Here is a 22771-nt window from a genome sequence, read left to right as displayed (position 1 = left end):
AGTATTATCTTACTTTTTTCAACCTTAACAAACAAGCTTTTTCAAATTCCTATGCCTAATCTAAAAAAAACGCCGTTTTCAGGCGCTCCCAAATAATAACGTAACGATGATGATAGATGCAACTACGCCGATTAAATCTGCAAGAAGTCCCACCTTTAATGCATCACCCATTTTTTTAATGCCGACTGCTCCGAAATACACAGTCAGTACGTAAAGCGTTGTATCTGTAGATCCCTGCATGACGGAAGCCAGCCTGCCGATAAAGGAATCGGGCCCGTATACTGCAATTAAATCGGTCGTCATTCCGAGTGCGGCCGTACCGGAGATCGGGCGGATCAGAGCAAGCGGCACTACTTCAGCAGGGATGCCGATAGCGGAGAAAACCGGTTTTAAAAGATCCATTATAAAATCAAGCGCGCCTGATGATCTGAAAACAGTTATAGCGACAAGCATTCCGACTAAATAAGGGATAATGGAAAAGGCGATTTCTATCCCCTCTTTTCCGCCTTCGACAAACGATTCATATGTCGGAACCTTTTTGATCGTTCCATAAAGAAGAATTCCGGCAATAATGATTGGAATCATGGCTAAAGACAGCCAGTTGATGATTTCCATCCGCTCACCTTCCCTTCTTTTTGCGGCGGTAATAAAAATACCGATCAATGATAATGGCACCGATTCCAGAAATAAGCGTTGCCAAAATGCTTGGCCCGACGATATCTGTCGGCGTTTTGGAGGAATAAGCCATTCGGACAGCGATCACCGTTGTCGGGATGAGTGTGATGCAGGACGTATTAACAGCTAAAAAAGTAATCATCGACCGGCTTGCTTCCGATCGGTTTCCGTTCAGCTTTTTCATTTGTTCCATTGCTTTAATGCCAAGCGGAGTTGCTGCATTTCCGAGGCCGAAGAAATTCGCCATAAGATTAGATAAAATATAGCCCATCGCCGGGTGATCCGGCGGTATATCAGGAAACAGTTTAGATATAAAAGGCCTGCACATCCGGCTGAAAATATCCAAAAGCCCTGACTGCTCGGCGATTTTCATTAAGCCAAGCCAGAAAACAAGCACGCTCATCAATCCAAATGAGATCGTAATCGCTTCTTTCGCACCCTTAAACACGGCTTCATTTACATCTTGCAGAGTTCCGTTGCACATCGCAAAAACGAGTCCGATCACGGTTAAACTGACCCAAATTATATTGACCATTTTGCTCCGCCTGCCGCATTCAGAAAGATTGATTTAAACGTTTCAAAAAATTGTTTCTTCGGTTTTTGATGCCGCTCATTTTCATAATAGATCGGCACTTTTGCGATGGTTGCATCGTTGAACATGATCTCCATGTGCCCTACGATGTCAGGGATTTTCGAGGCATCTTTTTCCCATGCTTTTTTCGGCTTGAGCAGTGTGGTATTAATTTTCACATCTTCTTTTTCCTCTTCGGTCAGCAAATAGGTGATATCACGTTTGATAAAAGCCTTCGATTCATAAAATGTGCCTTTCAGCTTTGGAATATCCCCTTTTTTTGCAACTAAATAGGTTTGATAATGCTCAAACACATAGTTAAACATCTTCATATGGTCATCCCAATCATTAGGGTCATTAATGGTGACGGCTATCAGGTCAATGCCGTCCTTTGAAGCCGTAGAGACCAGTGTCCGTTTTGCAAGTTTTGTATAGCCTGTTTTTCCTCCTGTGCTGTACGGATAAAGCATGGTCAGCAGTTTATTTTTGTTTTTCCATACGCTTTCCATCGTTTCCGCTTTGTATATTTTTGTGCCTGAAATCTTTTGATAGTCTTTCAGCTTCATAGCATATTTAGTTAAAATGGCCATGTCATAAGCTGTTGAATAATGATTTTCATGGTCGTCCAATCCGTGCGGGTTTTGAAAACGGGTGTTCTTCATACCAAGCTGCTCGGCTTTTTGATTCATCATATAAACAAACCCATCGAGGCTCCCACCGACATGCTCAGCAATCGCGACAGCGGCATCGTTTCCTGATCTTAGCATCAGGCCATACACAAGATCTTTTAGCTTCACTTTTTGACCTTCTGTTAAATAAATGGCGGAGCCTTCTGTTCTGACAGCATTTGCCGAAACCGTCACCGTTTGATCCATTTTGCCGGATTCGATGGCGAGGACGGCGGTCATAATTTTTGTGATGCTCGCGATCCGCCTTTTTTGATGCTCATCCTTGGCATATAACACTCTGCCTGACGCACCGTCAATAATGATCGCGCTCTTTGCACTGACATCTATAGCAGCATGTGCTGTATTCACATTTACGGTTGCAATAAGAAAAGAAATCATGATCACGAATACTGCTTTTTTGAAAATGCGCATGTTTGCTCACGTCCTTGTGGTGGTTTGTACAAGTTTATGCGCATGTCCATCAGTTATGAATAACAATTATATTTCTGGAAGCAAACATAAAAAAACTCTCCCTGAAAAAGGGAGAGTAAACGTTATCTGATTGGCGCCATGCTTGATCCGGACGCTTCGTAATGAGCCAGCTCTTCCCTCATTTTCAGAAAGGCAGCGCTCAACGGCAATAATAATTGCTCAAGCGACGCAGGAACAGCATGATAAAACTCAATTGCGCTGACCCCTGTATAAGACGCCCGGCTATTTTCACACCACGTGTCTTTTTTCGGCATAAAGAACTCTTCAATGCATTGGTGATACACATTATAAAGTGTTTTTTCCGCTCTGGCTTCCTGAAAAGGCTCCTGCATCAGGAGACGGCGGCACGCTTCTGCGCCTCCTTCACAAAATACTGCCATTCTTCTCAGAGTGCTCAGCACATCACAGCAGTATCCTTTTTCAATAGGCAATTCAGCCTGTAAGGACTCAAGCGTCGTTTGATTTAGGTAATCGTTCACGGTATTGACAACCATTGATAAGAATTCGCCTGTTTTTTGAGTCTGCGCTCGCACAATCGAATGTCCCATTTCGTTTGGTATCTTCCCCTCATGTCTTTGTCTCTCACATTTTGCTTCTTTCATGATAGCTTCTTCCTTATATCTTATGATGATGAAAAAGCGCGATTCATTAAACTTCTATTTTATATCTTCGAAGGTTTGGTTAAAGTTTTCAAAAAATAAATCTGCTTCTTCTTGAAGAACGTCTTCTTCCGCATTTTCAGGCAGCGGCGGAAGCTCGTCCAGCGTTTTCAGACCGAATTGTTCAAGAAAAGTCGGCGTAGTACCGTATAAAATGGCCCGCCCCGGACCATCGGCACGCCCTACTTCACACAATAGCGCCTTCGCGACAAGACTGTGTAAAATCCGCTCTGATTTTACTCCTCTGATTTCTTCAATTTCTGCTCTCGTAATTGGCTGTTTGTATGAAACAATGGCCAGTACTTCTAAAGATGCTTGAGAAAGGCCCTTTGACGGCACTTCAATCAGTTTTTTCAAGTAAGGCGCAAAGTCTTTTTTGGTAGAGAGCATGTACGTATCTGCATACTCAATAAGTTCAATCCCTCGTGTATCTCCGCGGTATTCGTCCGCCACATCCGCCATGATCGTGTTCAGTTCAGGCTCTTCGATTTCAAGCACTGTTAACAGCTGCTTTTTTGTAAGCCCTTCATCGCCTGCCGCATAAAGAAGGGCTTCCACAATAGCTTTCCAATTCACGATATCAAGCCCCATGAATGGATTCACTCCCCGTAATGTAAATATCTGAAAAATTGCGCTCCTGTTCAATGAGGACCAGCTGATTTTTCATCAGCTCGAGAACAGCTAGAAAGGTCACTACTAAATGTTCTTTTTGCTCATATGGAAACAGATCCATAAAGTTGATTCTCGTTCCTCTAGATTTCAAGCTGTGCACGATTTCGTTCATTCTGGCTTCGATTGGTATGTCCTGTCTTGTAATTGTTGTTTCCATCGGCCTGTTAATTTTTTTGCGTTTCAGCACTTTTTGAAAAGCTCCGATCATATCATAGACCGTGACAGAGAGCTTTTGCTCAGACTGTTTTACTTCTTTTGCATATTCACTCAAATCACTCGGCGGTTTCGTGAACGATTTTTGTCTTTCTTCTTCCCGTTCTTTTAAATCCTTCGCCGCATCTTTATATTTTCGATACTCAATCAGCTTTTCAATCAGTTCCTCCCGCGGATCTTCTTCTTCAAGTAATTCATCTTCAAAAAGCTCCTCCTCTTGCTTCGGGAGCAGCATTCTGCTTTTAATGCTGAGCAGCGTGGCAGCCATAACCAAATACTCGCTGGCAATATCGAGCTCAAGCACACGCATCGTATGTACATATAATAAATATTGTTCAGTGATCTTCGCCACAGGTATATCATATATGTCAATTTCAAGACGATTGATTAAATGAAGCAGCAGGTCCAATGGGCCCTCAAACGTATCAATTTTCACTTGATATTCTTCCATCTTCTCACCATTTTCAAGTATCACTCTCATTGCCGGAAAAACTGGCTACCCTATAGTATAAGCCACCAAAAAGCTCTCGTCCAATACTATTTCATTTCCTGTTTTGAACAAGTTGGTACAGAATATTCAAAACACGAGAGGTGTTTGCTCGGAGCGCAGAAGCGGGAGAAAAAGCCTTAGCTTCTGGTTTTCCTTTCTAAGAAGTACTAGAGGCCGAGCGTTCTTTTTTCCTTTTATCCCTTCTATGGTACACTAAAAGCACATTAAAGGAGGAAACACCTTGTATCCGAAAGCTTATATAGAGTATCTCGTTGAGTTTCACGCGACACGAGATTATTTTGAATGCCATGAAATATTAGAAGAATTTTGGAAGGAAGATCCGCCAAAGAAACGAAAACGCTATTGGGTGGGCTTTATTCAGCTTGCAGTGGCTTTATATCATCACAGAAGGCAGAATACAGCCGGGGCAAAAAGACTGATGGCGAACAGCATCCGGATTCTTCAAGCAGAACACCGGGCAGTCGAAGACTTAGGGCTTGATCATGGCCGTTTGCTCGAACTTATGCAATCGGTTTACGAACAAATTGAGACGGGCTCTGCCTATAAAAGCATTATGCTGCCAATCAAAGATGAGAAACTGGAGGAAGCATGCAGGATCGAATGCAGGAAAAAAAAGTATACATGGGGGCAGCCCAGTGCACTCAGGAACATATTTCTTATCGACAAACACCGTTTGCGGGATCGGACTGACGTCATCCGTGAACGTGAAAAAGAAATAGAACGCAGAAAAAAAAGCAGAGGCTAATCACAGCCTCTGCTTAATTATTGTATGAAATGTCTTGATCCTGCTGACCTTGACAACGTTCGAAAAAGCTCTGCGTTAATTCATTTGGAACCAGTACTTGCGTTTTGAATAAATGCTTTAAAGCATCCATCATCTGTTTTCCGATTCCTTGATGGCGATGAGAAGGATTCACACTGATATGCCGGATCTCAACCTCAGAATCCTTTTTTTCGACTCCGATTGCTCCGACGATATCCTCGTCCTCTTTCCAAAGAAAGAGCTGGCGGTCTGTATCCGTTTCGTAGTCCTTAATTGTCTGCTGAAGCTGCTTAAGGTCTTTTTCATTCGGCATAAACGAAAGAAGCCCCATCGCAATCTTTTCAAACGATTTTTTATAACGAATTAACATAAAAACCCCTCTATATCCAAAATGTCCAGTCTGCTATTAACGGATACGAATAGGTGATCCGTTTTCTCACATTATATCATTTTCGCCATATTTTTAAACTGTTTTCAGCAAATTATTCAAATGAGCGGTTTAAATTTGCCATTTCAATGGCAGAAACAGCACAATCTACACCTTTGTTGCCCGCTTTTGTGCCGGCACGCTCGATAGCCTGTTCGATGTTTTCAGTTGTTACAATTCCAAAGATGACAGGTACACCAGTAGTATTTGCTGCTTGCGCGATGCCTTTTGCAGCTTCATTGCAGACATAATCGTAATGTGTCGTCGCGCCTCTGATGACAGTGCCCAATGTGATAATAGCATCATATTTTTTTGTTTCCGCCATTTTTTTCGCAGCAAACGGTATTTCAAATGCGCCTGGAACCCAAGCCACATCAATATCATTTGTGTCTACGCCATGTCTGAGCAGCGCATCTTCTGCTCCGCTCAGCAGCTTGCTCGTAATAAAATCATTAAATCTTCCTACTACAATTCCGATTTTAAGACCTGTACCAACTAAATTTCCTTGTATGATATTCATATGATTCCCATCCTTTTTTGTGATATTTGTGATTAGAAATGAAGTAAATGACCTAGCTTGTTCATTTTGGTTTGCAAGTATTTTTTATTGTGTTCTTTCGCCTCCATTTGAAGCGGCACTCTTTCTGAAATACTGAGTCCGTAGCCTTCAAGGCCTGCGATTTTTCGCGGATTATTCGTCAAAAGCTTCATATTCCGGACACCGAGATCGCGTAAAATTTGTGCTCCGATGCCATAGTTGCGAAGATCCGGCAAGAATCCAAGCGCCTCATTGGCTTCTACGGTGTCATAACCTTGTTCCTGAAGCTTATAAGCTTTTAATTTATTGATTAAACCGATGCCTCGTCCTTCTTGGCGCAAGTAAAGGAGAACTCCACGGCCTTCTGCGGCAATTTGGTTCAGCGCGGCGTGCAGCTGCGGTCCGCAGTCACAGCGATGAGAGCCAAACACGTCACCTGTGAGACATTCTGAATGCACCCGGACCAATACCGGTTCTTCTCCGAACGGCACCTCTCCCATCACAAATGCGACATGCTCTTTTCCATCTACCTCATTTGTGTATCCATAAACCTTAAATGTCCCAAAATCAGTAGGCAGCGTAATGTCAACTTCACGCTCGACAAGTGTTGTCAGATTGTAACGGTATTGAATCAAATCCTTAATGGTGATCATTTTTAATTGATGCTTTTTCGCAATTTCAATGAGCTCAGGCACTCTCGCCATCGTTCCGTCTTCATTCATAATTTCACAAATGACGCCGGCTCCTGGAGATCCGCAGGCTTCAGCAAGATCAACAGCAGCTTCTGTATGGCCCGCTCTTTTCAGGACACCTCCTTTTTTCGCAATCAGCGGAAAAATGTGCCCCGGACGCTGAAAATCAGATGGCACGGATGTGCTGTCCAGCAATGCTTGAACGGTAAAAGATCTTTCTTGAGCGCTGATACCTGTTTTCGTTTCACGATGGTCTATGCTTACGGTAAATGCAGTATGGTGAGAATCTGTATTATGCTCCACCATAGGGTGAAGATCAAGCCTGTCTGCGATTTCCTCACTGAGCGGCGTGCAGATCAGTCCTCTCCCATGTGTCGCCATAAAGTTAATGACTTCCGGCGTTGCATGCTCGGCAAGAGCCACAAAGTCTCCTTCATTTTCTCTGTCTTCATCATCTACAACGATGATGACTTCGCCTTTTTTTAAAGCGTCCAGTGCTTCTTCTATCGGATGAAACATGCAAATCTTCCTCTCTAAAAGCCGTTTTCGCTTAAGAAGGCTTTTGTTATGGTTTGTTGGGTCTTATTTTCATTGGCTTTATGCAAAAATCGATACATATATTTTCCGATCATATCGCATTCGATATTCACTTTAGAGCCGATCGTTTTTTCGGAAAAAATTGTTTCGCTGATGGTGTGCGGGATTAAAGAAATCGTCACAGTATCATCTGTCAGGCCGAATATGGTTAAGCTCACGCCATCCACAGTAATTGATCCCTTTAAAACCAATGTTTTTGTTAATGACGGGTCCATTTTTAAATCATAGTAAACTGCGTTGCTTTTCTCTTCAATTCGTGTGATTTCCGCAGTTCCGTCGACATGGCCTGAGACGAAATGGCCTCCGAAACGGCCGTTTGCCGCCATCGCTCTTTCCAGATTTACTTTGCTTCCTTTTGTTAAATCATTCAGAGACGTAGCTTTGACTGTTTCAGGCATAACATCCACTGTGAATTGATTTTTTGTAAAATCAGTGACAGTTAGACAAATGCCGTTCACTGCAATGCTGTCGCCAAGATGAACATCCTCTAAAATCTTTGAGCATTTAATTGTTAAGGCCATTGAATGCCCTGCTTTTTTCATGGATTCGATTGTGCCTGTTTCTTCGATAATTCCTGTAAACATGGTCACCATCCTATTCCTTTGTCGGTTTTGCCGTCAGTTTGATATCACGGCCGATTTGGGTTATATCAGTGAATTGTAATAAGGGGACATCTTTCATTGATTGAAAACCTTCACCGGAGATTAAGCTGGGAGCATGCGTTCCTCCGATTAGTTTAGGGGCAAAATAGAAGATGATTTCTTGAAAACAGCCTTCTTTGACAAAGCTTCCGTGAACAGCTGAACCGCCTTCCACATACACCGACATGATGCCTTCTTCCGCTAGGATCTTCAAAACATCGGGAATTTGAATGCGCTCGGTTTCAAGTGTAAATATGTTCACTCCGAAAGCTGAAAGCCGTTTTTTCTTTTCCTCGTCTGCGCGTGCCGTAGTAAAAATCCATGTCGGCGCTATTTGATCGCAAATCACTTTAGCGTCCTCAGGAATCGAGAGTACGGTATCAAGTATGACCCGAACCGGCTGTTTTGTTACATTCGGCAGTCTGCAGGTTAAGCTCGGATTGTCGGCTTTCACTGTGCCAACTCCGACTAAAATGCATTGGTGTGTTTTCCTGTATTGCTGAGCATCCTGTCTTGCAGCCTCTGACGTGATCCATTTGCTGTCACCCGTGCTGGTAGCTATCTTGCCGTCAAGGCTGGCAGCCGCTTTTAGCGTGACGTACGGAAGGCCTGTCCTCATAAAGTGCAGAAATTTTTCATTCAGCCTCTCCGCCTGGTCTGCCAGGATGCCTTCCCTTACCTCAATGCCGGCTTCTTTCATCATGCTGATCCCTCTTCCAGCCACAAGCGGATTAGGATCTCTCATCGCCACGAACACTCTTTTGATGCCAGAGTTGATAATCAATTCTGCACATGGCGGTGTTTTTCCGTAATGGCTGCACGGTTCGAGTGTAACGTAAATGTCGGCACCCTCTGCATGTGCTCCAGCCATATGGATGGCATGAACTTCTGCATGAGCTTCACCATATTTTAAATGGGCGCCCATTCCGACAATTTGTCCGTCCTTTACGACAACAGCACCGACGAGCGGATTGGATTCGGTCTGTCCTTCGCCCTGCTTCGCAAGATCTAATGCCAGCTTCATATAATACTCTTCCATTTGGTTCCCTCCCCTCTTTTGTTATTTACCGTCAAAAAAGCCCCGAATTTATAAAAAATTCGGGGCTTTAGGTATTTTACGCAATAGGAAATAACACTATGCATTTTTGAACCATTTGCATAGCGGTTCATCATCCTTCTCCCATCCAGACTTTCACTGTCGGCTTCAGCTTAAACTGAATCCACCGCGTGCTTATGCACACGGGTCACGGGCTCTAAAGCAAATGTGCTTTACTACCGCCGGTCGGGATTTCCACCCTGCCCCGAAGGATACAATCTTTATTCATTTGTCCTTATTGGCTATTATAGCGATCCTTTTTAAAGTACGCAATGAAATAAACTTACAATTTGAGAAAAACAAAACATCACCCTTCGATCCGAAAGGTGATGTTTTGTTAATCATTCACTTTTGCAACCTTGATTAATCCGTCGATCCGCTTTGATTTGCTGAAGTATGCCTTAATCTTGTCACCTTCTTTTATATCAGATAAATCCTGATTTAATTTTTTTCCGTTGAAGATGATTTTCGTTCCGTTTTCTGCTACTCCATGATACTCTGAGCCGTCAATTTTCGTCACTTTATATTCCTGGATGGTGTATTCCTCTTCTTCCGAGGACAAGGTTTGTCCAATTGCTGTCGGAACATCCTTCAGCTCAACATCATTTATGTACATATAACCGCCTGCAAGTAAAAGCAAAAGCACTAACAGAATGGTAATCTTGGTTTTTATTCTTCCCATTTCTAAACCTCCAGCCAATATGAATCTATTCATTCATATGAGTTATTCCTTTTTTTCATGAATAAAAAACCGTAAATTCTCGTAAATTATTAATATAACGATGCATAACGGGAATATGTTTCACATTTCTGCAAAAATTTCTTTTCTATAGATATACGAATTTATGTTCTGTTTTTAGGGGATGACCGTAAAAAAGATATAAAAAAAGCAGCCCCAATGGGAAACTGCTTGATCCTAATTTGTTTTGCGCATTTCGTTAAACGGGTAGAAAACAAACTTTGACGTACCCGCAATTTGTTTTTTCGTGAAGAGGCCAAGTCCGTTACGGCTGTCCATGGAATTCCGACGGTTGTCACCCATCACAAAATACTTGTTATCAGGCACTTTAACCGGACCGAAATCATCGGTCAAATGGTCAAAACCGTCCTGTTTCGCTCTCTTTTTATTAGCCGCCAAATAAGGTTCGTCCACCTTTTTCCCGTTGATATAGAGCTGGTCATTTTTCATCTCAACCGTATCGCCGGGAAGGCCAATAATACGTTTGACATAGTGAACATCATCTCCGTTTAACACGACGATGTCTCCTCTATCAAACTCGCCGATGTATTTGACTGTCATATTAACAAAGACCCTTTCACGGTTGTGAAGTGTAGGATACATAGAGTCACCATCAACGACATACGGCGCAAAAATAAAGTTGCGAATGAGCAAAGCAAGAACGACAGCAATCACAATTGCTTTTGCCCATTCTAATATTGTTTTTTTCTTCGAAACATTTTCTGATTTCAACTGATTTCCTCCAATAAACAACGGTCTTCAATTTATGTTATCACGAATCAAAAAAAAATCCCATTAGGACCATTGAAGTGATTTTACAAACTGTTAATCTTCATCTTCTTCCCACATCATGCCTATTTTTTTCTTGTCGATCATAACCAGGCCTGCAAATATTGAAGGAAATGAATCGCATAATTCAGAAGCGATGGACTCAGAAGAAAGAGAGTTCTCATATGCTAAATCTTTAGATCGTATATAAGGCATGAGGTTACGAACAGTTTGTTCATTTACTGCATTCCATTGATCTCCCAGTCCATGATACCCATGGCACTTGACAAAACAATTCACGTCATGAAGGTTACTGGAATGTTTGCGGCAACCTATTTCACAGGTGATAATCGCACCCCGTTTTTTGCTTTCATAATATGTTTAAAATCATTCAAGCTCGAAAACATGGATCAGCCTCCAAAAAATAAATCCAATATATTCCCGGCAGTTGAAGACTCTTTATTATAAAACTCTGAATATCTGCAGTTCTTACAGTAAACCACTAGAAATCGGTTATGCTGCACGTCAAACAGCTTTGATAATCCCGTACCGGTTGTGGCTATTTCTTTTTGTCCGGCTTCAGTACTGCCGCATTTTATACAGCCTTTGTTGTCCATATCGCGATCTCCTTTTCATTACATCACGTTTATTTGATTTATTTTACCACAAAATACCAACCCCAATGAACAGGCATCTCCTAAATATTTTTGCCATTAAGTTTACGCTAATCAACTCTAGCACTAATACATATAAAAAATAGAATGATATGAAAGGAGACTTGATAGTATGATTGATTATCCTATTAATATAAACAACGTTTCCGGGAACAGTGTAATTAACGTAGGCGGCGCTTTTATGATCAGGCCTTTAACTTTGTCCAAATCTGTGTTTGGCTCCGGAGGTTTAAACACAGGAATTGTCTTTGAAAATAACTTTGTAAGCAAGGCTAAAATGATTAATCATCAATTTACTGATCAAAACGTCACCAAAACTTTTTAATGTATTTATTTAGGGATTGAGAAATCTCCTTCCTTAAAAACCCGGTTTACCAACCGCCATCAGCATTCGGCGGTTTTTTATTGAACATTTTTGGCCAATAAAAAAAGCTTCCTCTTTAAGAGGAAGCCTTTTGCCTGCCGATTAGCCTTCTACGCGAACTTCTTTCATGACATCGCCGTTAGACATGTTTTTCGCGAATTCTAATCCGCTTGTTACTTTACCGAATACAGTGTGAACACCGTTCAAATGAGGCTGTGGCTCATGAACGATGAAAAATTGGCTGCCGCCAGTGTCTTTTCCGGCATGTGCCATAGAAAGTGCGCCCGCCTCATGTGTATGCGGGTTTCCTTCTGTTTCACATTTGATTGTGTATCCCGGACCGCCAGTACCAGTTCCGTGCGGGCATCCGCCTTGGCTGACGAAGCCAGGGATCACTCGGTGGAATGTAAGCCCGTCATAAAAGCCTTCGTTCGCAAGCTTTTCAAAGTTTGCAACAGTTCCAGGTGCAGCTTCAGGATAAAGTTCAAATTCAATTTTGTTCCCGTCTTCTAATAAAAAGTAACCTGTTTTCAATTGTATGCCTACTTTCTTTATTTTAATTTTCAAAGGAGATTATGTATGATAGGTTATAGCCTGTCTCTCCTTGTCGCGGCTATTATACCACACCTTTCGGGGGAAAACGAATCTCCCGGCTTTACTAAAAAATAAAAATGAAACCTGAATCTCTTTATCTCCGTCTAACCTAACGGAACTGTATTTTTCATGATTCAGGTCCTCACAAAGCAGCACTATCCAGCTGCTTGTGAAATTGAAGGAGGTCAAACTGCTTTGAAGAAAATTTGGATTGGAATGCTGGCAGCGGCCGTTTTGCTGCTGACGGTTCCGAAGGTCAGTCTCGCGGATGCCGCAGTTGGAGATGTCATTGTAACACTTGGTGCTGATTTGTCAGAATCCGACAAACAAAAAGTGCTTGATGAAATGAATGTCCCTGATAATGCCACAACGGTAACCGTGACCAATAAGGAAGAACATGAATATTTAGGAAAATATATATCGAACGCACAAATCGGATCGAGAGCGATTTCTTCATCCTCAATCACCATTGCCAAAAAAGGCTCCGGATTGAATGTTGAGACCCATAATATCAGCGGCATCACGGATGAAATGTACCTGAATGCACTGATGACAGCCGGTGTTAAAGATGCGAAGGTGTATGTTACAGCACCGTTTGAAGTATCTGGGACTGCGGCTTTAACTGGATTGATTAAGGCGTATGAAGTTTCTTCTGACGAAGCGATCTCGGAGGATGTTAAGCAGGTCGCCAACCAAGAGCTTGTCACGACATCAGAGCTTGGAGACAAAATTGGTAACGAAAATGCGGCAGCCCTGATTGCAAAAATCAAAGAAGAGTTTGCTAAAAACGGGGTGCCTGATAATAAAGCTGACATCGAAAAACAAGTGGATGACGCAGCTTCTGATTTAAACGTCACACTTACTGACAGCCAAAAGAATCAGCTTGTCTCCCTATTCAATAAGATGAAAAACGCTAACATTGACTGGGGACAGGTCAGTGACCAGCTAGATAAAGCGAAAGATAAGATTACGAAATTCATAGAATCAGATGAAGGCAAAAACTTCATCCAGAAAGTCATTGATTTCTTCGTATCTATCTGGAATGCGATTGTATCTATATTCAAATAGGAAAAGCGCCGAAAAATCGGCGCTTTCTTTTATTGCTTTACACCCGTTTTAAATGGCAGATCAAGTTTTACAATATCTTCGTATGTTTCTCGCTTCACGACTAAATGAGCCTCACCGTTTTCGACAAATACAACGGCGGGTCTCGGAATACGGTTATAATTGTTGGCCATGCTGTATCCATAAGCGCCTGTACAAAAAACGGCAAGTAGATCGCCTTCTTTTACTTCCGGCAGGTCAATATCCCAAATCAGCATATCTCCGCTTTCACAGCACTTTCCGGCAATCGATACCGTTTTGTCATGCGCTTCTCCGATCCTGTTGGCTGCCGCAGCTTCATATTTAGCTTGGTAAAGCGCAGGACGAATATTATCGTTCATGCCTCCGTCTACTGCCACATATTGGCGGACACCCGGCACTTCTTTTTGAGAGCCAACCGTATAAAGGGTTGTGCCTGCGTCTCCCACGAGAGAACGGCCCGGTTCGATCCAAATTTCCGGGATGTCAAAACCGTAACGGGAAGCATTTTCTTTCACAGCGTCGATAATTTTTTCAACGTATTCAGTGGCGTGAAGCGGTTCATCATCTTCCGTATAACGAATGCCGAAACCTCCTCCAAGATTCAACACCTTGGATACAAATGAATATGAATCTCTCCACTCGTCTAGTTTTTTGAAGATTTTTTCCGCTGCTAACACAAAACCGGCCGTATCAAAAATTTGCGAGCCGATATGGCAATGGACACCCAGCAGCTGAATGTGTTTCGATTGTAATACTTGTTCAATGGCCCGTTCAGTTTGTCCGTTATGAAGATCGAAACCAAACTTTGAATCTTCCTGGCCCGTTGTAATGTAGTCATGCGTATGCGCTTCTACTCCGGGCGTGATCCGAAGAAGAACATCGATGGAGTGACCCGTTTCTTTACATAGGTCTTCAAGAAGCGCAATTTCATAGAAATTATCCACAACAATGCAGCCGATGCGGTGCTCAAGCGCCATGCGCAGTTCTTCCCTGCTCTTATTGTTCCCATGAAAGTGGATGCGTTCCGCCGGAAAGCCTGCCGCAACAGCCGTATATAGCTCTCCTCCGGATACGACATCTAAAGAAAGTCCCTCTTCCTCAGCGAGCTGAATCATTGCGACTGATGAGAATGCTTTGCTCGCATATGCCACCTGTGCTTTTAGCCCTGCAGAAATAAACGCCTGCTTAAAGCTTTTAGCACGCTCACGTATTAAAGCCACATCATATACGTAAAGAGGTGTTCCATATTTCTCCGCTAAATAGAGAGCATCCACACCTCCGATTTCTAAATGACCATGTTGATTTTGTCTGCTTGTGCCGTGTAAGAACAATGTCATTCCCTCTTTCTCCGCTTATGGATGAAAGGACAGTTTTATGGACTGTCCCTTCATAATTAAGACATACATTATCATACTCTTCAGTCAGTTTCAATGCGATTATGAATTGGTAGGCTGTCTTAAGCGATTTTTGGGGTGAACGATACTGGGTCTTACTTTTGCGCCAGGTTTCGCTGTGCGGACAAGAACCTGCCACAGCGCCTTTCCGTTAAAGGGAATCAGCGGCCATAAGTACGGTGTCTGAAGGGATTTGATGCTTGCCATGGCAATAATTAGCACTGTAAATCCGATGACGAGACCTTTTATATGAAATAAGGCAACGAGTATCATGAGGACAAGACGGCTCATTTTATTTGCCAAGCTTAATTCATAACTAGGCGTCGTAAAGGTTCCAATCGCCGCAAGTGAGACGTACAGAATCACCTCAGGAGAAAAAAGGCCGACCTCAATCGCAATCTGCCCGATCAGAACAGCGGCAATTAAACCCATTGCTGTCGATAAAGCCGTCGGGGTGTGAATGGCAGCCATTCTGAGAAACTCGATTCCTAAGTCAGCTAAAAATATCTGCAGGATGATCGGGATATGCGTATCTTTATTTAATCCGATAAATTTCATGTTGTCCGGGAGCAGATCAGGCTGAAGCACAAAGAGAAACCAGATCGGAAGAAATAAAGTAGAAGCAAGAATACCGAAAAATCTTACCCATCTTAAAAAGGTCCCGACTGAAGGCGCCTGCCTATATTCTTCAGCATGCTGCACATGGTGAAATAAAGTCGTCGGGGTAATGATTACACTCGGCGATGTGTCCACTATAATGATAACATGGCCTTCTAGAACATGATTTGCGGCCACATCCGGTCTTTCTGTATAGCGCACGAGCGGAAAAGGATTATAGCTTTGATTCACAATGAATTCCTCGACAGTTTTGTCTGCCATTGTTAATCCATCGACATCAATGGATGCAATTTCTTTTTCTACGATCTCAACCAGATCCGGATCAGCTATATCTTCTATATAACAAATGCTTAAATCCGTCTTTGACCGCTCACCAACTTTAGTCATCTTGACTCGAAGGCGTTCGTCTCTGATCCGCCTTCTGAGAAGGGCCGTATTGACGACGATATTTTCAACAAATCCGTCTCTGGCTCCCCTGACTACCTTTTCCGTATCAGGTTCTTCCGGGTTTCTGCCCGGATAGCTTCTGACGTCAATTATAAATGCGAAACCTGCACCTTCAACAATGACCGCGACGAGCCCGGACAGCACTTGGTCGGTGGTTTCATCCAAGGTTTTTACTTTTTCGACTTGGGCGTTAAGCAGCCTGTTTTCGACGATGTCGACCAGCTCATCAGGGTCTTCTTTCCGATTGTTAATGGCAACAAGCTCTCTCATTAAATGAATAATATAGGCTGTATCGCATAATCCATTTAGATAGTAAAGCTGGATCTCTTTATCTAAAATCGTGAGCTTGCGAACACCTACATCATAGCTTGTCCCCATCCCGACACGGTTTTTGAAGTACTCTTCATTTTTAGCTGGATTCCGATAAACCCGAATTTTCTCTTCCTTGTGGTCCGGCATGATACCCGCTCCTTTCTAAAATAAACTCGACCGCTTTCATGGTGATTGGCGACCCTTTTGAGATATCGTCTTTTCTGCCCATTTTGCCGATATCCCCGATACCGACAATAAGCGGGAGATCAAGTTTATCAAGGCAATAGACTGTATCTCCACTCATTCTGTGGTCATCAAATTCTCTTTCCCCAACTTTATCGACGCCGTATTCAGTTATTTCTCCATTGCGGTCAATGCTTACATCGACCCTGGTCCATTCAGCCTGATGTGTTTTTGACGCGACCGCAATCACACCGAGCACTTCAATAGACGGATGGGTTGCGACATAGGTTAGAGCGGCTTCTCCCGGACCCTCTCCTTGAAGGCCTGAGTCGTCAAACATGACAAATACAGGATCATACGGTGCTGAGGCGATCAGCTTGACAAGCTCGGCGCCGCTGCGGGTGGAAGGATTCCCTTTTGATTGTGAAATACACCGACCTCCCACTTTGCTTGCGGCGTATTCAATTGTTTTAGCGGCATAAACATCCCCGTCTGTTACCAGTATGACCTTGCGTTTTGTCGTCATGTCGGCATTATCCTTTCGGTTTGAAAATAACAGCTACGATAAAGGCGAAGAGAATAGCGGCTGAGATACCGGCCGAGGTCAGCTCAAAAATCCCCATGCCGATTCCGATAAATCCGTGTATATGCGCCTGATGCATGGCACCGTGCAGAAGACTGTGACCGAAGCTGACGATCGGAACGGTGGCGCCTCCTCCGGCAAATTCAATAAATTTATCGTAAATGCCGAAACCATCTAATATTGCACCGATTACAACAAATGATGTCATGACATGAGCTGGCGTCAATTTAAAAATATCCAAGAGCAGCTGGCCGACGATACAAATGGCCCCGCCGCAGACAAAAGCCAAAAGGTAGTCCATGTTAAGATGCACCTCCTGCACGCTCAAATACAACCCCGTGGGCGATAGTCGGGATGGTTTCTTTTTGCTGGATCATCGTCGGGCTTAATAGCGCCCCGGTCGCCACGACAAATACACGGTTTAATTTTCCTTCTCTCAGCTGCTTAAAAATATGAGAGTAGGTGACAACCGCTGAACAAGCACAGCCGCTCCCCCCGGCAAAGACCTGCTGATCCGGAGTGTAAATCAGAAGCCCGCAATCATCATGCTTTGTGCCGACTGGATATCCATCTTCTTTTAAAATGTCTTTTACGATTGGAGAACCGACGCCTGACAGGTCACCTGTCAGGATTAGATCATAATCATCCGCTGTCCGGTTGAGATCTTTAAAGTGCTGCTTAATCGTATCAGCTGCAGCCGGAGCCATAGCCGATCCCATATCAAAAGGATCTGTAATTCCTAAATCAGAAACCTTTCCGACAGTCGCACTTGTGATTTGGATATCACCCGGTGTCTGACTGATGACAACTGCACCGCTTCCGGTTACAGTGGAGGTAGCAGTGTCCGGTTTTTGCCCTCCGTATTCTGTCGGATAGCGAAACTGTCTTTCCGCAGTTGCATTGTGACTGCTGGTGGCAGCGAGTGCCCTTTTGGCAAACCCGCCATCAACTAAGGCTGATGCGACAGCCACTGTTTCCATTGATGTTGAACAGGCGCCAAACATACAAAGAAATGGGATTTTCAAGTGTCTTGCCACATAGTTAGCCGTCACGTTTTGGTTCAGCAAGTCGCCTGCCAGCAATAGGTCAATATCATCTTTTGTCAGATTGTTTTTTTGAAGCGCAACATTAACAGCGTCTTCCATCAGCTGCCGTTCCGCCATCTCCCAGCTTTTTTGATTACAATGCATTTCGTCATAGGTTTTATCAAATAAAGAGCCGAGCGGTCCGTCTTTTTCCTTTGGTCCTGCTGCCGTTCCCGCTGAGTTGACAAATATGGGATGTTCAAATACCCAGGTTTGCTTTCCTGTTAATTTCATTTTCTTCTCCTCCTATGACATCAGTTTCTCAAAAGCAAACCGAATCATTCCAACGATGTATGCAGCTACAACTCCGAAAACAATAACATTTCCTGCCAGTTTAAACATATTTGTCGCTACTCCAAGCACTAATCCTTCGCTTTTATATTCAAGAGCCGCGCTTGCCATACTGTTGGCAAAACCTGTGACAGGTACGGCTGAACCTGCTCCTGCGAATTGTCCGATTCTGTCATAGATGCCGAACCCTGTAAGCAGGGCAGAAATTAGTATCAGCGTTGCAGCTGTTGGATTCCCCGCAGTTTTTTCATTGAAATCAAAAAAATGGATATAAAAATTTTGCAGACCTTGCCCGATTGCACAAATCAGTCCGCCCACTAAAAAGGCTTTTACACAGTTCCAGACGTAAGGCGGCTTAGGCTGATATGTTTTCACTTTTGATTTGTAATTTTCTTTTATGTTTGTCATCTTGAAACCTCCTTATGAATGGTCAATAAAGTACAGCCAGTGAAATAAAGATCCCGCGATTTTCCCAATCACGATGGCCATTAATAAAATAATGATTTTACTTCTGAGCCCGATTCGTTTCGCCAAAATCGGCAGGACATTTAAAACCTCTGTAAGAGCAGCCGCTAGCATCCCGACGAACAAACCTGCCAGAAGCCCGACCGGCACAGCTATCCATTTTGTTAGATAAAGATGATTCATATGAAGCGTCTCCCATCCCCCGCAAACCGCGCCAAGAATAACAGCCGCTTCATAAGCCTGAACAAATCTCATTGTTTTGGTGAGCTGCATCAGCCGCGGAATGATTCCCATTACGGTTAAAAAAGCAACGAAACCCGCCCCCACCGTTATGCCTCCGCCGAGCCCAACAAAAATAATGAACAATACACTAACGATCATGCAGATCCTTTATGGTTTCTTGATTCTCATGCATGGCCACATATTGATCGAGATCAAGCTGATAGTTAAACATCTCAACCTCCAGCGGGCTGGGCTCTTCATTTAGGCGCTTTTTAAATATGTGGTTAAAAAACACGATCATCCCCAGTCCCAAACCGATGCTGTATGGGATTTGAAGCAAATATGGATAGTCATTCCTCTCTCCGGTTATGATTTCATATAGTGCGATATGAACATCTCTCATGCTTACATCCTCATGAAAGTTCATGATGGCAAGACACGATCCAATAAACAGAAGCAGCCAGACACCGATAAATAGAACCGTTGATAAATTTCGCTTTCGATACTGAATTTCAACAATGGTTTCTGCTCCGCCTACGGTTTGAACATCAAGTGCCGGATCTTGTAAATGAATGGCTCTGAGGACTTGTATGATATCCAGAATTACGATATTTTTATCTTTTTCGCTCACCTGATAAAGCGGCATAGCCGAAAGTTTCTTTTTCAGCTGAAGCTGCCCTTCTATTTGTGCGGCATCTCCAACGGTAATAATATCCCCTGGATGTGCCAGCACCCGGTGGCGAAGCCGGATAAATATTCGTCGTTCCATCATTGATCACCATCTTTCGGTGGTTATATATGTAGTATGTGGTTCGATTTTGTTCTCATTCATCCGCTCGAAAAGACCATAAATTACCACGCTTTTGCACACAAAAAAGCTAGCCTGCACTGCAGACTAGCCATCCGTATGATCCATTTGAACCTTGATCTGTTTTAATATTTTCTTTTCAAGCCTGGAAACCTGAACCTGAGAGATCCCGAGCCGCTCAGCCACCTCGGACTGTGTCTGGTCTTTATAATATCTGAGATAGACGATTAGTTTTTCCCTTTCCTCCAAATCGCTGATCGCTTCTTTCAGCGCAATTTTGTCAAACCATTTTTCTTCTGAGTTGTCAGCGATTTGATCAAGCAGGGTAATCGGATCTCCGTCATTTTCATAAACGGTTTCGTGAATCGAAGATGGAGCCCTTACCGCCTCTTGGGCCAGTACAACATCCTCAGCTTCAATCTCCAAATGGTCAGCGATCTCCTGCACCGTCGGCACTCTGCCCAGTGTTTTCGAAAGCTCATCCTTCGCCCGCCGGATTTTGTTTCCGAGCTCTTTTAATGACCTTGATACTTTTACGGTTCCGTCATCACGGATAAACCGCTGGATTTCTCCGATAATCATCGGCACTGCATACGTTGAAAAACGCACATCATAGGTTAAATCAAATTTGTCAACAGATTTTAACAGCCCGATGCAGCCGATCTGGAAGAGATCGTCAGGCTCATATCCTCTGTTTAAAAACCGCTGTACGACAGACCAAACAAGACGCATGTTTTTTTCTATGAGGAGGTCTCTTGCCTGCTGGTCGCCATTTTGGCTTTGTTTGATTAATTCCTTTACTTCATGATCCTTCAGCTGAGCGTTTTTGCCGTTTTTCTTAACCTCCACATCCATAACAAATCTCCTTAATTACAAAGCGCTTTGCTTTTTGATAAGTGCTTTGTTAAGCGAATCGTTGTTCCCATTTCAGGCGATGAATCGATACTGACATCATCCATGAAATTTTCCATAATGGTAAAGCCCATTCCAGAGCGCTCAAGCTCAGGCTTAGTCGTAAATAGAGGCTGACGGGCTTCTTCAAGATCTGTAATGCCTAAGCCTTCATCACGAATAGTCATATATACGACATGATCTTCCAGCGTCACTGAAATGTAAACTTTCCCTTCACAGTTCTCTTCATATCCATGGATAATCGCATTCGTGACAGCCTCTGACACGACTGTTTTGATTTCAGTCAGTTCATCCATTGTCGGGTCCAGCTGAGCTATAAATGAAGCAACTGTCACACGGGCGAACGATTCATTCTGACTGAGGGCAGAAAACTCAATGTGCATTTCATTTTTCATGATGCCACCCCCAGTGTCAGGAGCGCCTGCTGTTCAGATTGTTCAAATCGGATAATTTTAAACAGGCCCGACATATCAAACAATCGCTTCACCGCAGGAGAGATAGCGCAAACGACCATTTCCCCGCCAATTTGCTTAATTTGCTTGTATCTTCCTAAAATAACGCCAAGCCCCGAGCTGTCCATAAAGGAAAGGTCCTCCAAGTTCAGCACGATATGGCGAATATCATCCTTCTCCAATGATTGAGTCACTTTTTGCTTCAGGGTTTCAGCCGTATGGTGATCGAGTTCGCCTGTTAATCGAATACAAAGCACAGATTCTTTGACATGCATGTCAATTCCAAGGCTCATGCTCATTCCTCCTTGATATGATCGGATAATGAGTGTTTCGATTTCGACGGAATGAATTCCTTCACCGTGACAAAACTAGTGGTCATTCGGCATAATTACTTAAATTTTGTCCAGTCTCCCATCGTCCGCTTCAAGAATGTGATAAACCCGGCTTCCTTCATATCTTCTTTTGCAGCAACAGGACTTTCAGCGAGTACTTCTCCATCCTTTTTCAGAACAAGAGTGCCAAGCTCTTGGCCTTTTTGAATCGGAGCACTAATATTGTCCTTCATCTTGATTTCTTTTTTCACATCGTTCATATCCTCGCCTTTTTTCGTCAATATTGAAATCGGCTCAGATGTAGTGAGTTCGATAAATTTTTGTTTCCCTTTTTTGACCTTTACTTTTGCTACTGTTTCATTTCGTTTATATAAAGGATGCGTTTCATACTGGTTAAAGGCGAAGTCAAGCATTTTTGTCACTTGCGCGTTTCTTTCTTTAGGCGTGCTCGCTCCGAATACAACCGCTATGGCCCGCATGTTTCCTTTTTTAGCCGAAGCAGTCAGACAATATTTCGCTTCGCCTGTATAGCCTGTTTTTACGCCGTCTACACCAGGATAAAATTTGATAAGGCGATTTGTATTCACAAGCCAAAACTTTTTATCTGTATTTTCACGCAGATAATCTTCATACGTGCCGGTAAACTTCGTAATTGATTCGTATTTCAATAATTCCTTAGCCATGATTGCCATGTCATAAGCAGAGCTGTAGTGTCCTTCCTCGGTCAGTCCTGTTGGGTTTTTAAAGGATGTATTTTTCAATCCCAGCTCTTTTGCTTTTTTATTCATTTTCTTCACAAATTCTTCTTCAGAGCCGGAAATAAATTCAGCCATGGCGACGGAAGCGTCATTTCCCGAAGCGATTGCGATGCCTTTCAGCATTTCTTTGACAGTCATTTCTTCGCCGGGCTCAAGGAATATCTGTGAGCCGCCCATTGACGCCGCATGCTCGCTTGTACGGACTTTATCACTCATTTTGATTTTGCCTTTATCTAAAGCTTCCATAATCAAAAGCATCGTCATAATTTTCGTCATGCTTGCAGGCGCCAGTCTCTCATTGCTGTTCTTGTTGTAAAGCACTTTTCCCGTGTCACGTTCTATCAGCACCGCAGACTTCGCTTCATGAGCAAGCTCCGATGTACGTTTTCCGTCTTGTTTTGCAAATGCAGACGGTGCAAATGTAAGCAGCATTATACCAATCAACAAAGTGGATAAAAGACGTTTCATC

Annotated in this window: 31 protein-coding genes and 1 riboswitch; of the genes, 4 read left to right on the top strand and 27 right to left on the bottom strand. The window is 43.2% G+C overall.

What is annotated here, in order from left to right; translation table 11 throughout:
- Nucleotides 1–78: 78 nt before the first annotated feature.
- The 6 genes from spmB to ACQVGT_RS09280 all read right to left on the bottom strand — a co-directional run bounded on the left by spmB (nt 79) and on the right by ACQVGT_RS09280 (nt 4401).
- Nucleotides 79–615 (bottom strand): spore maturation protein SpmB, encoded by a 537-nt coding sequence (gene spmB, locus ACQVGT_RS09305; protein WP_003223896.1) that lies wholly within the window; start codon nt 613–615, stop codon nt 79–81.
- A gap of 4 nt (nt 616–619) precedes the next feature.
- Complete coding sequence (gene spmA, locus ACQVGT_RS09300; RefSeq protein ID WP_004398980.1) at nt 620–1210, bottom strand: spore maturation protein SpmA; 591 nt, start codon at nt 1208–1210, stop codon at nt 620–622.
- A complete protein-coding gene (gene dacB, locus ACQVGT_RS09295) occupies nt 1198–2346 on the bottom strand; it encodes a D-alanyl-D-alanine carboxypeptidase DacB (protein WP_015384002.1) in 1149 nt (382 codons plus the stop codon). Before dacB ends, spmA begins: the two co-directional genes overlap by 13 nt.
- A 122-nt stretch (nt 2347–2468) precedes the next feature.
- Nucleotides 2469–3008: a YpuI family protein gene (locus ACQVGT_RS09290; RefSeq protein ID WP_014477219.1), complete on the bottom strand. Its 540-nt coding sequence runs from the start codon at nt 3006–3008 to the stop codon at nt 2469–2471.
- 54 nt (nt 3009–3062) lie between these two features.
- Nucleotides 3063–3656 (bottom strand): SMC-Scp complex subunit ScpB, encoded by a 594-nt coding sequence (gene scpB / locus ACQVGT_RS09285; RefSeq protein WP_003223904.1) that lies wholly within the window; start codon nt 3654–3656, stop codon nt 3063–3065.
- Nucleotides 3646–4401 (bottom strand): segregation/condensation protein A, encoded by a 756-nt coding sequence (locus tag ACQVGT_RS09280; protein WP_015483396.1) that lies wholly within the window; start codon nt 4399–4401, stop codon nt 3646–3648. The genes scpB and ACQVGT_RS09280 overlap by 11 nt, the downstream gene beginning before the upstream one ends.
- 280 nt (nt 4402–4681) lie before the next feature.
- On the opposite strand from ACQVGT_RS09280, the gene ACQVGT_RS09275 reads away from it, so the two are divergent.
- On the top strand, nt 4682–5206 hold the full coding sequence (locus ACQVGT_RS09275; protein WP_015384004.1) for a DUF309 domain-containing protein: 525 nt from the start codon (nt 4682–4684) through the stop codon (nt 5204–5206).
- A 13-nt stretch (nt 5207–5219) separates the two neighbouring features.
- Here the strand turns inward: ACQVGT_RS09275 and ribT are convergent, their stop codons facing one another.
- The 7 genes from ribT to sipS form a co-directional block, all read right to left on the bottom strand.
- The gene (ribT, locus tag ACQVGT_RS09270) at nt 5220–5594 is read right to left on the bottom strand and encodes a GNAT family N-acetyltransferase RibT (RefSeq protein WP_003223910.1); all 375 of its coding nucleotides are present in this window, start codon (nt 5592–5594) and stop codon (nt 5220–5222) included.
- 112 nt (nt 5595–5706) lie between these two features.
- On the bottom strand, nt 5707–6171 hold the full coding sequence (gene ribH / locus ACQVGT_RS09265; RefSeq protein ID WP_003223915.1) for a 6,7-dimethyl-8-ribityllumazine synthase: 465 nt from the start codon (nt 6169–6171) through the stop codon (nt 5707–5709).
- A 32-nt stretch (nt 6172–6203) separates the two neighbouring features.
- On the bottom strand, nt 6204–7400 hold the full coding sequence (locus ACQVGT_RS09260) for a bifunctional 3,4-dihydroxy-2-butanone-4-phosphate synthase/GTP cyclohydrolase II (RefSeq protein WP_014480160.1): 1197 nt from the start codon (nt 7398–7400) through the stop codon (nt 6204–6206).
- A 14-nt stretch (nt 7401–7414) separates the two neighbouring features.
- Nucleotides 7415–8062 carry a riboflavin synthase subunit alpha gene (gene ribE / locus ACQVGT_RS09255; protein ID WP_015483397.1) on the bottom strand — a complete coding sequence of 216 codons (648 nt, stop codon included), beginning with the start codon at nt 8060–8062 and terminating at the stop codon, nt 7415–7417.
- 10 nt (nt 8063–8072) lie between these two features.
- Nucleotides 8073–9158, bottom strand: coding sequence for a bifunctional diaminohydroxyphosphoribosylaminopyrimidine deaminase/5-amino-6-(5-phosphoribosylamino)uracil reductase RibD (gene ribD / locus ACQVGT_RS09250; protein ID WP_015384006.1), 1086 nt, complete (start codon nt 9156–9158; stop codon nt 8073–8075).
- 129 nt (nt 9159–9287) lie between these two features.
- Nucleotides 9288–9432: riboswitch (FMN riboswitch) on the bottom strand.
- Between the two features lie 120 nt (nt 9433–9552).
- Nucleotides 9553–9897 (bottom strand): hypothetical protein, encoded by a 345-nt coding sequence (locus ACQVGT_RS09245; protein ID WP_003230488.1) that lies wholly within the window; start codon nt 9895–9897, stop codon nt 9553–9555.
- Nucleotides 9898–10131: 234 nt separating this feature from the next.
- On the bottom strand, nt 10132–10686 hold the full coding sequence (gene sipS / locus ACQVGT_RS09240; protein ID WP_015483398.1) for a signal peptidase I sipS: 555 nt from the start codon (nt 10684–10686) through the stop codon (nt 10132–10134).
- Between the two features lie 267 nt (nt 10687–10953).
- On the opposite strand from sipS, the gene ACQVGT_RS09235 reads away from it, so the two are divergent.
- On the top strand, nt 10954–11190 hold the full coding sequence (locus ACQVGT_RS09235; RefSeq protein ID WP_069703885.1) for a hypothetical protein: 237 nt from the start codon (nt 10954–10956) through the stop codon (nt 11188–11190).
- Here ACQVGT_RS09235 and ACQVGT_RS09230 read toward each other — a convergent pair.
- A complete protein-coding gene (locus ACQVGT_RS09230) occupies nt 11133–11339 on the bottom strand; it encodes a zinc ribbon domain-containing protein (RefSeq protein WP_015483399.1) in 207 nt (68 codons plus the stop codon). The genes ACQVGT_RS09235 and ACQVGT_RS09230 overlap by 58 nt on opposite strands.
- Nucleotides 11340–11508: 169 nt before the next feature.
- Between ACQVGT_RS09230 and ACQVGT_RS09225 the strand changes: the two genes are divergently transcribed.
- The gene (locus ACQVGT_RS09225) at nt 11509–11721 is read left to right on the top strand and encodes a spore germination protein (protein ID WP_003230479.1); all 213 of its coding nucleotides are present in this window, start codon (nt 11509–11511) and stop codon (nt 11719–11721) included.
- Between the two features lie 141 nt (nt 11722–11862).
- Here the strand turns inward: ACQVGT_RS09225 and ACQVGT_RS09220 are convergent, their stop codons facing one another.
- Complete coding sequence (locus ACQVGT_RS09220; RefSeq protein WP_003223931.1) at nt 11863–12294, bottom strand: peptidylprolyl isomerase; 432 nt, start codon at nt 12292–12294, stop codon at nt 11863–11865.
- Nucleotides 12295–12549: 255 nt separating this feature from the next.
- On the opposite strand from ACQVGT_RS09220, the gene ACQVGT_RS09215 reads away from it, so the two are divergent.
- Nucleotides 12550–13422 (top strand): DUF1002 domain-containing protein, encoded by an 873-nt coding sequence (locus tag ACQVGT_RS09215; protein ID WP_015483400.1) that lies wholly within the window; start codon nt 12550–12552, stop codon nt 13420–13422.
- A gap of 29 nt (nt 13423–13451) precedes the next feature.
- On the opposite strand, the gene lysA is transcribed toward ACQVGT_RS09215, so the two are convergent.
- The 12 genes from lysA to dacF all read right to left on the bottom strand — a co-directional run bounded on the left by lysA (nt 13452) and on the right by dacF (nt 22770).
- Nucleotides 13452–14771, bottom strand: a complete 1320-nt coding sequence (gene lysA / locus ACQVGT_RS09210; RefSeq protein ID WP_015483401.1) for a diaminopimelate decarboxylase — start codon at nt 14769–14771, stop codon at nt 13452–13454.
- Between the two features lie 105 nt (nt 14772–14876).
- Complete coding sequence (gene spoVAF / locus ACQVGT_RS09205; protein WP_003230471.1) at nt 14877–16358, bottom strand: spore germination protein SpoVAF; 1482 nt, start codon at nt 16356–16358, stop codon at nt 14877–14879.
- Nucleotides 16309–16920 (bottom strand): stage V sporulation protein SpoVABEA, encoded by a 612-nt coding sequence (spoVAEA, locus tag ACQVGT_RS09200; RefSeq protein ID WP_003230469.1) that lies wholly within the window; start codon nt 16918–16920, stop codon nt 16309–16311. Before spoVAEA ends, spoVAF begins: the two co-directional genes overlap by 50 nt.
- A 7-nt stretch (nt 16921–16927) precedes the next feature.
- A complete protein-coding gene (spoVAE, locus tag ACQVGT_RS09195; protein WP_003230467.1) occupies nt 16928–17278 on the bottom strand; it encodes a stage V sporulation protein AE in 351 nt (116 codons plus the stop codon).
- Nucleotide 17279: 1 nt separating this feature from the next.
- On the bottom strand, nt 17280–18296 hold the full coding sequence (gene spoVAD, locus ACQVGT_RS09190) for a stage V sporulation protein AD (RefSeq protein WP_003230465.1): 1017 nt from the start codon (nt 18294–18296) through the stop codon (nt 17280–17282).
- A 12-nt stretch (nt 18297–18308) separates the two neighbouring features.
- A complete protein-coding gene (gene spoVAC, locus ACQVGT_RS09185; RefSeq protein WP_003223947.1) occupies nt 18309–18761 on the bottom strand; it encodes a stage V sporulation protein AC in 453 nt (150 codons plus the stop codon).
- Between the two features lie 12 nt (nt 18762–18773).
- Nucleotides 18774–19199 (bottom strand): stage V sporulation protein SpoVAB, encoded by a 426-nt coding sequence (spoVAB, locus tag ACQVGT_RS09180; RefSeq protein WP_003230463.1) that lies wholly within the window; start codon nt 19197–19199, stop codon nt 18774–18776.
- Nucleotides 19189–19809, bottom strand: a complete 621-nt coding sequence (spoVAA, locus tag ACQVGT_RS09175; protein ID WP_015483402.1) for a stage V sporulation protein SpoVAA — start codon at nt 19807–19809, stop codon at nt 19189–19191. Before spoVAA ends, spoVAB begins: the two co-directional genes overlap by 11 nt.
- Before the next feature lie 126 nt (nt 19810–19935).
- The gene (gene sigF, locus ACQVGT_RS09170) at nt 19936–20703 is read right to left on the bottom strand and encodes an RNA polymerase sporulation sigma factor SigF (RefSeq protein ID WP_003230458.1); all 768 of its coding nucleotides are present in this window, start codon (nt 20701–20703) and stop codon (nt 19936–19938) included.
- A gap of 11 nt (nt 20704–20714) precedes the next feature.
- Nucleotides 20715–21155 (bottom strand): anti-sigma F factor, encoded by a 441-nt coding sequence (gene spoIIAB / locus ACQVGT_RS09165; RefSeq protein WP_014477237.1) that lies wholly within the window; start codon nt 21153–21155, stop codon nt 20715–20717.
- Entirely contained in the window at nt 21152–21505 is a 354-nt protein-coding gene (gene spoIIAA, locus ACQVGT_RS09160) for an anti-sigma F factor antagonist (protein ID WP_003223957.1), read from the bottom strand. The genes spoIIAB and spoIIAA overlap by 4 nt, the downstream gene beginning before the upstream one ends.
- Nucleotides 21506–21600: 95 nt before the next feature.
- Nucleotides 21601–22770: a D-alanyl-D-alanine carboxypeptidase DacF gene (gene dacF / locus ACQVGT_RS09155; protein WP_015483403.1), complete on the bottom strand. Its 1170-nt coding sequence runs from the start codon at nt 22768–22770 to the stop codon at nt 21601–21603.
- Between the last annotated feature and the right edge of the window lies 1 nt (nt 22771).

The sequence above is a fragment of the Bacillus sp. SCT118 genome, from assembly GCF_058566435.1.
The sequence above is the reverse complement of the archived record's forward strand: the minus strand, read 5'-3'. Positions and strand labels throughout refer to the sequence as shown.